Source organism: Stieleria tagensis, from assembly GCF_024129865.1.
Lineage (GTDB): Bacteria > Planctomycetota > Planctomycetia > Pirellulales > Pirellulaceae > Stieleria > Stieleria tagensis.
The window spans coordinates 78,121-90,675 of the sequence record NZ_JAMYFE010000018.1 but is presented as its reverse complement, the minus strand read 5'-3'; the positions used below and the strand labels follow the sequence as shown (position 1 = coordinate 90,675).

The 12,555-nt window shown below is 53.9% G+C and carries 5 protein-coding genes; 1 reads left to right on the top strand and 4 read right to left on the bottom strand.

Annotated elements, in window-relative coordinates; all coding sequences use genetic code 11:
* Positions 1-310: 310 nt before the first annotated feature.
* A complete protein-coding gene (locus NHH03_RS02655) occupies positions 311-1,495 on the top strand; it encodes a GIY-YIG nuclease family protein (protein WP_253154191.1) in 1,185 nt (394 codons plus the stop codon).
* 26 nt (positions 1,496-1,521) lie between these two features.
* Here NHH03_RS02655 and NHH03_RS02650 read toward each other — a convergent pair whose 3' ends face one another.
* The 4 genes from NHH03_RS02650 to NHH03_RS02635 all read right to left on the bottom strand — a co-directional run bounded on the left by NHH03_RS02650 (position 1,522) and on the right by NHH03_RS02635 (position 12,403).
* Positions 1,522-6,471, bottom strand: a complete 4,950-nt coding sequence (locus NHH03_RS02650) for a lamin tail domain-containing protein (protein WP_253154190.1) — start codon at positions 6,469-6,471, stop codon at positions 1,522-1,524.
* 159 nt (positions 6,472-6,630) lie between these two features.
* Positions 6,631-10,224: a serine hydrolase gene (locus NHH03_RS02645; RefSeq protein WP_253154189.1), complete on the bottom strand. Its 3,594-nt coding sequence runs from the start codon at positions 10,222-10,224 to the stop codon at positions 6,631-6,633.
* The gene (locus NHH03_RS02640) at positions 10,221-11,294 is read right to left on the bottom strand and encodes a dipeptide epimerase (protein WP_253154188.1); all 1,074 of its coding nucleotides are present in this window, start codon (positions 11,292-11,294) and stop codon (positions 10,221-10,223) included. Before NHH03_RS02640 ends, NHH03_RS02645 begins: the two co-directional genes overlap by 4 nt.
* Positions 11,291-12,403: a DUF1611 domain-containing protein gene (locus NHH03_RS02635; RefSeq protein WP_253154187.1), complete on the bottom strand. Its 1,113-nt coding sequence runs from the start codon at positions 12,401-12,403 to the stop codon at positions 11,291-11,293. The genes NHH03_RS02640 and NHH03_RS02635 overlap by 4 nt, the downstream gene beginning before the upstream one ends.
* Positions 12,404-12,555 lie beyond the last annotated feature (152 nt).

The window sequence follows — 12,555 nt, the reverse complement described above, 5'->3', positions numbered from 1 at the left end:
CAATAGCCAGTAGTTCAGTTGAATTTGCGGATCAATCGAGTGTTCCATGTCAGCTTGTTCCTTGGGTGATCCACTACCCGCAAACCAGGGTGCGGGGGAATACTAGCCTGCAGTGCGACTGACGTCATCCGTCACCTGGCACTCTCGGTTGGCCGTCACAGAAACTTCATGATTGATAGCATTGCGGGCTCCCTGGGGGCAGTGGCATTCGTGCAGCCCTTGAAAAAAGCGATTTTCAATTTTTGCAGTGATACGTCATACTGTGCGACTCGATTCGTTGTGGGGGCAATTGTTTCAAGGAGGATCTGCGATGGACGTATTGTCACCAAATCATTCGGAATTCGGATTCGGGGTCGATCCGTTTAACCCGCGTGGTCCGCGACCGATTGAAGCGATCGGCGGCACAACCAAGCAGGAACTGAAGCTGCAATTGATGCAGTCTTGTCCGCGAGTTCCCGGTGTCTATGGAATGCTCGACCGCAGCGGCGATTTGATCTATGTCGGCAAGAGCAAGTCCTTGCGATCGCGGTTGCTAAGTTATTTCAGTGCATCCAGCGAAGACGAAAAGGGCGGCAGAATCATTGAGAACACCCGTGCGATTCAGTGGGAAACCCAGCCGAGTGAGTTTGCGGCCTTGTTACGCGAACAGCAGCTGATCCGCTTGTTCACACCGCGCTGGAATGTGCAGGGAATCCCCAAACGCCAGCGTCCGGTGTATCTGTGTTTGGGCCGACCGCCGGCCGCCCAGTTTTTTCTCTCGGCGAAAGTTCCCGCGGAATATGTGTCCCTACAAGGGCCCTTCTATGGGGCAAGGCGGATGAGCAACGCCGTCGACACGCTGAACAAAGTATTCGGGCTGCGCGATTGCTCTCAGCAACAAACGTTTGAATTTGCCGAACAGATGTCGTTATTCGAGATCGACCATCGGCCGGGCTGTTTGCGACTGGAACTTGGGACTTGTTTGGGCCCCTGCGCTGCCGCTTGCACTCGGGCACAGTACAACGAACGGGTTAGTGCGGCAGAGAGTTTCATGGATGGGTTCAATGACGAACCATTGACCAAGTTGCAGGATCAAATCCAGACCGCTGCTGACAATCGCCAGTACGAATTGGCAGGTCGTGCGCATGAAACATTGAAGTCAATGCAGTACGTCTGTCGGAAACTCTCGATGCTGGCTGGTGCGCGACGTCGGTTTAGTTTTGTCTATGCCGTGCCTGGCTACGACGGTTGTCATAACTGGTATTTGATTCACTGTGGAGAAATCAGTGCCGTAGCGGCGACTCCGATTGGGCGCGATGGCTATCACGCGTTGAAGCCCACGATCAACGCGTGGCGCGCCACACTGGAAAGCAGCGCGGATCGAGGCCACGGCCCGTTTCCCTACACTCTCGGAACCGTTGCGCCTTGGTTTCGCAAAAACAAAGACGAATTGCAGCGGACGTTTGCTCCCGCACAAGCCGGGCGAAAGTACTATCGAAAATCAATGACCGCTTGATCCGACGATCCTGTTTGCTGCACTGTTCACCACTTGATCACGCGCATGGATCGACGGCTGAATTGAGCGTAGTCCAACGAGTCGACATCGCCATCACCGTCAAAATCGTAGGCAGCGTCGAACGACGAACTGGCAAGCGGTTGCAGGAAGGTCATGGCGATACGAACCGCGTCTTGTCCGTCGACGTCACCGTCACCGTCGCCGTCACCAAAATAACGAAAGAATCGATCGTTTGCTGAATTGCCAAATTCCGCCGCCGACAACATTGAAGTGCCGCCCTCACTTGCATGGACAGCGTCTCCAGAGATTCGTAATTCATAGTATCCGTCGACCAGCGAATTCCCGCTGTCGCGTGAGACGACGTCGGCGCTCTCGTCAAACGTCATTTGTGCGATCGTCTTGCCCGACACCGCTGAAGTGCTGATTAGCAGGCCACTGACGATCTGACCATCGGAGCGCCGTACGAGCTGAACGTTGGACGGATCAAGATCGACAAGACGATCGAACGTCGCGTGGATCGACGTCAGACTCGATCGCTGGTCTTGCCCATCATTGATGGTGATTGATTCGACCGCGGGGCGATATCCGAGCATACCCGGTGTTGGAACGGCGGCGTACCAACTGTCTGCCGCATTGCCATAGGCGGATTCGGAAATCCGTTGTAGCGATTGACCATCCCCATCAGCAGCAGTCGGCCAGGGGGCCAAATCATCGTAAACAACTTCGTCAATTGTGACCCGCGGCATCACCGTGGGGTCATCGGCGGGGGCGTCATCGGGTTGCTGCAGTTCGACCCGACCAAAGCTATTGCCCAGCGAGCTAGAAAAGGGTCCGGCAAGTGGCACGCTGGGATCAATCCCAAAGTGGTTGCGAAATGCTGCGACACGGTTCGCATCGGTCGGGCTGGCGGGGTCAAATGAAACCAACACCAATCGCCCATTCTCGGCCAGCAAGGTTCCGGCGGGAAAGTCGAAATCGACGTCTCCACGCAAACGCCAGTTGGTCAAGTTCTTTGTCTCTGTGCCCCAATGGTGGATTTCCACAAACTCCAGATCTTGTGAAGTCATTTCGGGGGCAAGCAGTAAATCAGCTGGTGACGGTTCCGAGGGGTGGTAGTGAATCTCACTGATCAACACCTCGGCGGTTTGATGGGGGCCATTGGGAAATCCGAGCGACGGTGATTGCAGGGGCGCCAAACGTCCCTGGCCATTGGGAACTCGACCAAATGATTGACCGTTAAACGTCGCCCCGATCGAGACCTGGTCAACCATCTCAATCACCGTGTTGCCCAGTGGATCCGCGATCACCAACCAGACTTCATCCCCTTGAGAACCACTCAGTGCAAAATCGTTTGGTCCGGGATTCTCCGGCGTGGGATTAAAGTCGGATTCGTCAAAGGTCAGGTAGCCGCCGGAGACCAGTACGGTGCCAGCAGGGATCTTGAACTTCAACAGATGGTTGGCCGAATCGCTTAGGAACCATCCTCCGATGGGGATGTCATTGTCAGTCGGATTGTAAAGTTCGATCGCATCGCTTTGCGGAGGATCGGTGTGAGTCAGCAATTCGTTGATCACAACTCCTCGCAGATTTGCGGTGACCGATGCGGGGGTTCCGCCCGGTTCGGCACTACCGCGCCAACTGTATGGTTTCGCCAATCGATTCAGCGGAGTTCCGGCGGGATCCTCCAGCACAAGCGATGCGCCGGTGCCATCGGCCGACATCGGCCAGGGATCGCTGTCGCCGTACTCAAGATCCACAATTGTTTCACCTCCTGCGTCAATCACCTTCAACTGTTCACCACCGTTACTCAGATTTCCCAAATAGACACCGGCGATCGAATTCGCATCAACGGCGGGATAGGCCGCCTGGAATGCATCGCTATCCTGGACGACCAATAGTCGCTCGCCGGGGGCCAGTGTCGTGCCAGCGGGAAACACAAATGGCGAACTGGGACCGTCGGTGATGGTCACGCCGGCCAAGTCCAAGGTGGTCGGTACTGCGCTGTGACTGATGTTGGCAAACTCAATAAACTCTGTGTCATCAACCAGCGGGTTGTACTGGATTTCGGTGATGCGCAAAAACTGTTGGTTGAAAGTTGGTGCGCCAACCGGAGTCTGCAGGGTGTCGACCAAAGTACCATCGGCGGCAATCAGCTCGACCGTTTCTCCGTTGAACGTCAATTGACCGTTGTAATTGCCTTGGATGAACAAATCTTGGCCGCCGCCCGGGCCGCTCGTTCGATTCAAAAATGCCACGACATCTTTGACCACGTACAACGCACCGCCAGCCGGCAACACCGTCCCGCCTTTGAAGGTGTGATCGATTCCACCGTCCAATCGCCAACCGGACAGATCCACCGAAAAGCCATTGGGGTTATTCAAACGCACATATTCTTCGCTCTGCAACCCAGATAGCGGGTCGGCATCGTAGTCCACGTCATCAAACGAAAGAGTAGGGGCTCCCGATTGCGATGATGGGACATCCGCGTGATTGTCCAAGAAACTGCGGCGAAGCGGGATGAATTCGTCAATGAGTTGATCGGCGGCTTCAGCAGGAGTGTGTGTGAAATTCGGATGAATTCCCCACAACGATGCATCTTGGATCGCTTCGTCCGCGATCAGTGCTTCCAACTCGATAATGTGTTGTGCCAAATAGCTTTCGGTAGCGTCGCTTCCGGGAACACCATAAAACTGGTCGGCCAAGGTCCGCACACGGCGAACGTACATTTCCCGGAATGTCGGATTGGCGTACAGACGTTGGAATACGCTATTGCCACCCCGATAGATGTTTAAATCCGTGACCAGATCATCTTTGAAATAGGGTGGTGAAACGCTTGCATCCCACTGATGCCCCAGTGACAGATCTTGGTCCCATGGCAGGGCAGACCACAATCCGGTTCCATTGGTATCGCGGTACCAATACATGTTTTTATGACCAAAATCACTGCTGGATCCAACATTGTGAATGGCCAAGTAATTGACCATGTCGGCGATATCCAGATGGTCGAAATCCCAGGTCCGTGCAGCCGCACCGGAAAGATTTTGAGCGGCGTTGACGACCGCTTGGAAATCTGAATGGTCCTCGTATTCGCGACTTTTCTTTTCAACGTTGGTGTAAGCGTTGTTCAATCCGTTGTTGACTTTGTACAGCGGATTATCAGGATCCATCCCCAGTCGATCCAGGTACTCGGTGTCGCCTTCTTCGACGATGTCAAATAGTCCGTAGAAGCTGCCGTTTTGATAGACAACGGTGGAAAATGCAAAATGATGCGCATAGTCGGCTTGTGCGAACAGGTCGTACATCAGCGAATGACGCAACTTGGTTTGATCGGCATAGTTGGTCAGCAAATTGAAGTCGCTGACTCGATCGAGGTCGTCGCGGACTCGAAATTTGTCACCGGAATTAGCATCAAAATCGAACGACTTCTTTGGAAACGCTGACCCCCGCGTGGACTGTCCGTGATTATTGACATTGATATTGTCGTAAAACTGGCCACCGGTGAACAACGACGCCCGCGTGCCGGCATTGGTGGATGCCGCCGACGGGTTCTCCAGGAACCACTGCATCACTGGCAAGTCCGTTGTGATGCCCGGGTCGGCCACCACGGTGCCAAAATACTGTGCCGAATCGACCGCATCGAGAAACCGCGGTTCGTTTGTTTCGACTCCCAAAGTGTCTTCAGCGGTGACACGCCAACGCACCATTTCACCGGCATTGAGTACTGCGGCTGGAACCGTGGCGCTAAACACGCCGTCGCCCGCCGTCGCATCAGCGCCTTGACCGTCGTCAGTCATTACGACTTCGACTTCGTTTTGATACATCACCCGATAGTGCAATCGCACGCTACTGGGTACCAGCGGCGACGTGAAATCACTCACGTTTGCGGTGATGGTCAGCGATTGGTTCTGGACAGCCAATTCGGGGGTTGATTGGACATCAGTCACCGTCGGCCCAAGGGGCAAGTCCAACGCATTCGCAGCACCTGGGGTAGGGCTCGTCAGGTAGCCTGTCTCGCCAGCAATCGATTGAGAAAGCAGTTGTGGTGCGATCAAGAAATCGCTGCTGCCAGGCCGATTGAGCGCGTGGATTGCCAGCGTATTGGTGCCGTCGACCAACAGTCCGGCAACGGCCTCTAAGTTGAAACTAAATCCTGCCAACACCTGTGTGTCGGGATGGTCAGCAACTGCCGGCGTGTTGTATCCGAGAGGTGTCGGTGCGTTTTGATTGACGACCTCTATCCCGTTCAGATAAACAACCACACCATCGTCATAGTACAAGTTCAACTGCAGGTCATTGACTTGGCTCGAATCATCGATTTCGAATTGAATCCGCTGGTAAAGATTGGTGGTGCCGGCGGGAACGGTCGTTTCAATTTGACTGGCATAGCTGGTCACGCTGCCCGTATTGTTTTCGTATCCCGCTGCGGCGCGTCCCAACGAGAACCCATTGGCTGCGGCATCAAAAGCATTCTCGATCCAAGACAGACCCAAACTATCATCCGTCGGTACGAGGTAGCGGGCGACACTGCGATGTCCCACCAATTCAGCGCCTGCAATGCCGTACGAGATGTTTGTGACTTGGGGCGGGTAATCAACACCGTCGTCACCAAATTCGCTGATCACCGTCTGGTCCGGTGCGGTCAGTGCCAGATAACCGCCCGATTTGCTCAATGAAAAATTGGTGTGTTCATTACCGGCCGGGTCAATCAACCCGCGTGACGATGCAAAAACCACCAGATACTCGCCTGGCGCCAGGACTCGCGACGTGGCGAATTCCCATTGATTCAAGTCGTTCGGATCGTCTGTCAAATGGTACCCGGCAAGATCAACTGCAGCGTCACCATCATTGCGGATTTCAATCCAGTCTGAATCTTCTCCGTAGCCGTCTTTCAAACCAGAGGAATTACTGGCGACAAATTCGGTGATGACCGGATTGGCCGCCAACACTCGACGCGATTCGAGGGTTTGAAATCTCAATCGACGTTGTGCAGGTGTTAGCAGACGGCGGGCTTGGCGAGAACGCAAACGAGGTGATTTTTTCAACGACGGTCAACCGAAAGGAGGAAAAGCTGCCCCGCAAAGAGTTTAACCAAAACAAATGCGCGCTGCCTGCTGTTGGCGCTCCACCAAAACTGATCATTGCAATTTTACCGTTGACGGGGGGGCTGGTTTTGTCGATGTCGCCTCGGACGGCCAGTGTTCAACCGCGTCCGCCATTTGGTGCAGCATCCGGTCCAGTTCGCTGCCAAGATTTGCGTTCGCCGAACTGACCCGGGTATTCAACAATGCAACAAAATTCTTGCCGTCATGACGGCGAATCATGATCGTCAACGTACCTGGCAATGATCCGGTATGCCAATGATTGAGTTGGCCTTGGCTGACAACACGATTGCTCCAGCCGAGTGAATAAAATCGCTTTTTGGGAGCTCCCTCCGAATCAAAGCCGGCACCGCCGGATGGCCGTTGGTACATGCGTTCGATACTTTGTCGCAACAAGATCGGACAATGGTCCGGGTCATCAAAGGCTGCGGCAAATTTTGCCAAATCGCTGGCCGATGCGATCCATCCTCCGTGCGAATCCATTGCCTGTAGATACCAGGCACCATAGGGTGTCAGCACTTCGTCGCCAAGTTCCGACTGAAACACGGACCTGCCCTTTTCAGGATGGTAGTAACGGACTTCACCCTCGGTTCGCCCAGCCAAGTGGGTCGCTCCAATTTTCATTCCTGTTACGCCAATCGGCGCCAGGACGTTCTCCTGGACATAGGATTCATAGGATTGCCCAGACACTTTTTCAATCACGCGTCCCAGCAAGCAATAGCCAAAATTGGAATAGGCGTAGCGTTGACCGGGATCAAAATCCAATGGCTGGGACAGCATGCATTGGATCACTGTTGCGGGTTCCGCCGGTGCGTCAACGCCAGCCAGCTTGGCCCAGCGAATCGATTGAAACATTGGGTCAAATGACTGATCACGGTCCCATCCGCCACGATGCTCCAACAATTGGCCAATTGTGATTTGCGAAACCCGCGGATCGGCGTTTTCAATCGACGCCAATGATTGATCCAACTGCAGCGTTTCAATGACAGTGTCTTCCAAATGTAATTCGCCGCGTTCAACCAATTGCATGATTGCAACTGCGGTGATCGGTTTTGAAAGACTGGCAATCCGAAACAGGCTGTCTGGTTCAACCGCTTCGTTGGTTCCCAAGTCGGCCAGTCCGTAACCTCTGGCCAACACCAATCGTCCCCCATCGGTAACGGCAATTGACGCACCCGGTACGCCATGCCTTCGCAGGAACTGACGCATGGATCGGTCGTAGTTTACAAACGGATCGGATTCATCGAGCCGTTCCCCATCGTTGGCCGAAACCTGGTCAAAGGTCACGTTGCCGATGCGGTATTTTTTCCAATCCTGGTAGTCGAAGTGCCACCATTCGTATTCGTACACCGCAAACCCTTCGAGCTGCATGTTTTGACGCAGCAAGTCACGGTACCAGCGCTGACGTGAACTGCCACCGGGATACAACGGGAATGATCGCTGTGAGAATTCATCGTAGCCCGCCACCATTGGAATCGGTGCCCCGGTATCAAGGTCGTACAGCCCCAAATCGACTGCACATCCTCGATTGTGACGTGACCCGCGTTGGGGATCGGCGACAAAGTCTTTCAGATCTTGGGGCGTAGCATCCCAGAACATTTTGGTCACGTACCAGGGGCGGTATGCATCGTAAACGACCAACCCCAGCCCTCTCGATTTCAATCGTGCATTGACGCGCGCGACGGCTTCTGCGGCGGGTCGCTGCATCAGTGCCCTGGGTTGTTTGTAAAAAACAGCGCCGGTGAAGTTGTTGTCCGTGGCATAGCGGATGTCTAAACGGATACTGGGGTCGATTGAAACCAGGTCGACAAGATCGGCGTCACGGAAGTCGCCCGATTCCTTGGGTGGCGAGGCCTCGAGTGCCTGTTGCCGGAGCTCAGCAATCGGCTTGACCGGGGTGATCTTGAACGTTTCTCCCTCTCTTGTTCCGACATCGCGGCGCGTAAAAGTCACTTCTGCGGCGACCACCTGTGTCGCAACTGCATTTTCCCCACGACTGAATTTCAGTTGCTCACCATGGTACAAACCCGTCTCTGGAAACGCGTATGTATCTCGACTGACCTTTTTCAGCGGGTAATAGTAGAACCATTCGATCAATGCGTAGAGTTGATTGTCCTTTTCCAAGATGTACAGCGTGTTGTGATCGGGACCGTATTCTCCAATCAAACCTTTCCATGAATCATCGATCGAATTTGGTGGATTATCCGGCAGCCGTACATAGTCGGTGTCGCCGATGGTGAGTTGATCTCCTCCCTTCATTTCGACTCGGGTTCCATACCCCAGCACATCGTCGGTGACCAACGCAGCACCATCGTGACTGGTCCGCAATCGGTATCGAAACACACCACGCTGCAAATAGACACGCCCATCCAATTCGTTGACATGGACTTGTTGGTCGCCATCAACTTGACGATACGATCCGACGATCTGGTCGGCGCGTGACTGCGGAATAGCGGACGTGGTTTGATATTCTGGAAGCGGTTGTTGATCCTGCGACGCGATCATTAAACGCAGGGCATAGTCTGACAACCGGCTGACCACGCCATTGCTTCCGTCCAGCGACGCGATAGCTGCGACGCCAAGTTGTCGCTCGGGCAGAGCCTCGAGCTGAGTCGAGAATCCGTACACTGCGCCGCCGTGACCGAGTTTGGTGTAACCATCCAAGTCTTGAATTCGAAACCCCAACCCATAGCCTGTCGAGTTTCCATCACGATTCTTGACCGCTGTTTTCATCTGCGTCAACGTTTGTGGCTTCAACAGGTTGGTTCCATCGATGTCGTTTCCACCAAGCAGCCAAAGTAGGAATTTGGAAAGGTCCGCAACGCTTGAGTACAAATTGCCAGCCGGACCGGTGCCCAGTAAAAACTCGGGTGCGACAAAACGACGACCGTCGTAAGTCCACATCCATCCGCTGGCGCGAAGCGATTCTGACTTTGCCGATGCGATAAAATCACTGTCGGACATTTGCAGCGGTTCTAAAATGGTCTCGCGAACCCGCTCTGGATGGGTTTGATCCAACTGTGATTCCAGGACCGAGCCAACGACCGCGAGAGCGGCATTTGAGTACTTCGTTTTCGTGCCAGGCTCATAAACAAGCGTTGTCTCATTCAAACTGGCGACCGTTTCATCAAGAGTCGGCTGGCTTGCATCAAAATAGTTTCCGATGGGTGACTCACGGACTAATCCAGAAGTGTGCGTCATCAACTCTCGAAGCGTGATCGCAGTGCCAAATGGATTCTGTGGATGGAATTCAGGCAGATAGGTTTGGACCGGCAGATTTAGATCTAATTTGCCGGATTCGACCAACTGCATCACGGCAATGTCGGTGAACAGCTTTGAAATTGATCCAACTCGATAGACCGTGTTTTCGGTTGCCCGAACACCCCTGTCGGAATCTTGGAATCCGAATCCGTCCGCCCAAACAACTCGGTTTTCTGCCACGACAGAAATTGAAAATGCAGGCAGTTGCTTTTGTTCAACTTCGTAGGCCACCGCAGTTCGTAGCCGATCAATCGCTGGCTGGTAGTCGATAACAGGCGAGGATTCCTCGGTTTGTGCATCAGCCGGAACACAGCACAATCCCAGCAATACTCCAGTCGTCAGTAGACAATGTTGCAACGGATAGTTCATTGGCTCAATTCTTCGATGACGTGATCTCGTACCGTAAACTCATTTAGCCGCAGATGGTCAATCTGGCCGCCACATCCGAATCCGTTCGACAACACCACTTTGCCTTTGTCGACGGTGACTCCGGTGGCCGGCTGATCTCGCAACAAATTGGCGCCGTCCAAATCAGCAAAGTCCAAGAGAGGCAATAGCTGTGCAGCTCCACTGATTCCGATCGAGGTTTCGACCATGCACCCGATCATTGTTTTTAGCCCAAGCGAACGAGCTTGACGTAACATTTGACGGGCAACGGTCAGTCCTCCACATTTACACAATTTGATGTTGATCCCGTGATACATTCCGGAACAGGCGACGACATCTGCGGCGGTTTGACAATCTTCATCCGCAATCAATGGCAGCGCAGAATGTTGGAAAACGGCCTTTTTATCTGCCTCCGACGCGGTGATCGGCAGCGGCTGCTCGATGAATTCCACGCCAAGGTCAGCTAGTCGTTTTGAAATCTTGATTGTTTGCTCGACCGACCAGCCACAATTGGCATCCACACGCAGCACGGCGTCGGTGTGTCGACGCAACTCGGTCACGATTTCCAGGTCGTTCCCTGTACCAAGTTTGATCTTGTAGATGTTCCAGCCGGATTCTTCGTGCAGTTTGGCGACCATGGTTTCAACACTGTCGATCCCAATCGTAAAACTAGATTCAGGCACAGCGTTCCATTGCAAACCCCAATCCTTCCATGTCGCGACGCCAAGTCGTTTGCCGCGCAGATCATGCGCGGCCATATCGAGTGCTGACAGGGCGAATGGATCCTGTGCCAAAGCCACTTGCATGGGCTGCCATGCCTGCGTGGGTGATTGTGTCCGATACAGGTCCAGCTGGGGGATAATCGTTTGCAACGACTGTCGGATCGATTCAAAGGTACGTCCATAGAACCTATTCTCAGTCACTTCACCGTATCCGCAGACGCCGTCCTGTTCCAATTCCACCAGCATGCTGGTTTGAGTTTGGATTGATTCTCGGGCGATCGTGAAGGAATGCTTCAGTGGCAATTCGACTTGAACGACTCTGATTTTCACTGGCCGAGAGACTCCGGATAAAGTTCTGCGCGTCGTTTCAAGCAAGCGTCAACCAATCGGTCGGCACCCGTACGAAACACGTCACAGGTTGGCAGTCCCAGCCGGGATTGCGTTGTCTCGATTTCTCGCAGCGCTTCGTTCGTGTCCAGTTTCCGCGTGTTGATCGCAACCCCAATGAATTTGCAGGGGTGTCGCAGATTTGCGAGCGCGAGGCAGGCCGCCATTTGGTCTTCCATCGCCGGAATGTCGACGTGATCGAGTCCCTTGACCTGAGTCCGACCGGCTTCGTAGCAAAAAATCAAACCGTCCGCAGCGACCCCGTGAAGCAACCCCAAAGTGACCGCCGAGAAGGCCGGATGAGAAATGCTGCCCTGTCCTTCGACCAATAAGAAATCGTGATGCTCATTTGCAATCGCCAACTGTTCGGCGGCACCGCTGACAAAATCCGCCACCACACAATCGATCGGAACACCTTGGCCAGAAATCATAATACCAGTCTGTCCGGTGGCCAAAAACGCTGCATCATGGCCGGCGCTGACCAGACCACGCTGCGTTTCCAGCGATGTCACCATTTTTCCAATGCTGCAGTCGTGTCCGACCGTATGAATCCGCACGCATCCGGGACGAAAGCGATGTGCCGTAGCAGTCTCTTTCAGTCGATTGCGGCGGACATCGATCAGACGACTCCCAGACCGAGCTGCGGCCTGACGGTAGGCTTCATCATCAGTCAAGAAGTCGTGTAGTCCACTGACCACATCCATTCCACGGTGAAGCGCTTCCAGAATGATCGGGCGCCAAGCAACGGGCAGTTTTCCGCCGGGAGGTGCAATGCCAATGTACAGCGAGTCGACATCCTTCAGTTCGGCCAAACCGTTTACGACCGGGATCTGACCGCCGACACCAAACAACGCCTCAGCGTTTCTCTGTTCGACTGATTGATCAATCACAGCGACTACGTCCGCTGTTCGGTAGCGCAGCAGACTGATGGCGGTCTTGGCCACAAACGGGGTCGAGTAACCGTCGGTGAGTACGGCAATCTTGCGGTGGTTCAAATTTAACGAATCGACCGATGCGGCGGTCACTAGGGTATTGTCAGAATCCTGGGACATCAGTTGGCTGTTGGTGGGGCATGGGAAATCAAAGAGCGCCGACGCATGAATCTAATGGATTCCAGTTCAAATTGTCTGCGTCGGTGCGCAAATAAGTTATCATTCTGCGCATCAAATCAGCTGAACTTCCGATGATTGGATCGCACGTCCGT

What these genes read in the sequence shown, in the direction of transcription:
- NHH03_RS02635 (WP_253154187.1), bottom strand. Translation starts at nt 12,403, where the DNA reads ATGTCCCAGGATTCTGACAATACCCTAGTGACCGCCGCATCGGTCGAT.
- NHH03_RS02655 (WP_253154191.1), top strand. Translation starts at nt 311, where the DNA reads ATGGACGTATTGTCACCAAATCATTCGGAATTCGGATTCGGGGTCGAT.
- NHH03_RS02645 (WP_253154189.1), bottom strand. Translation starts at nt 10,224, where the DNA reads ATGAACTATCCGTTGCAACATTGTCTACTGACGACTGGAGTATTGCTG.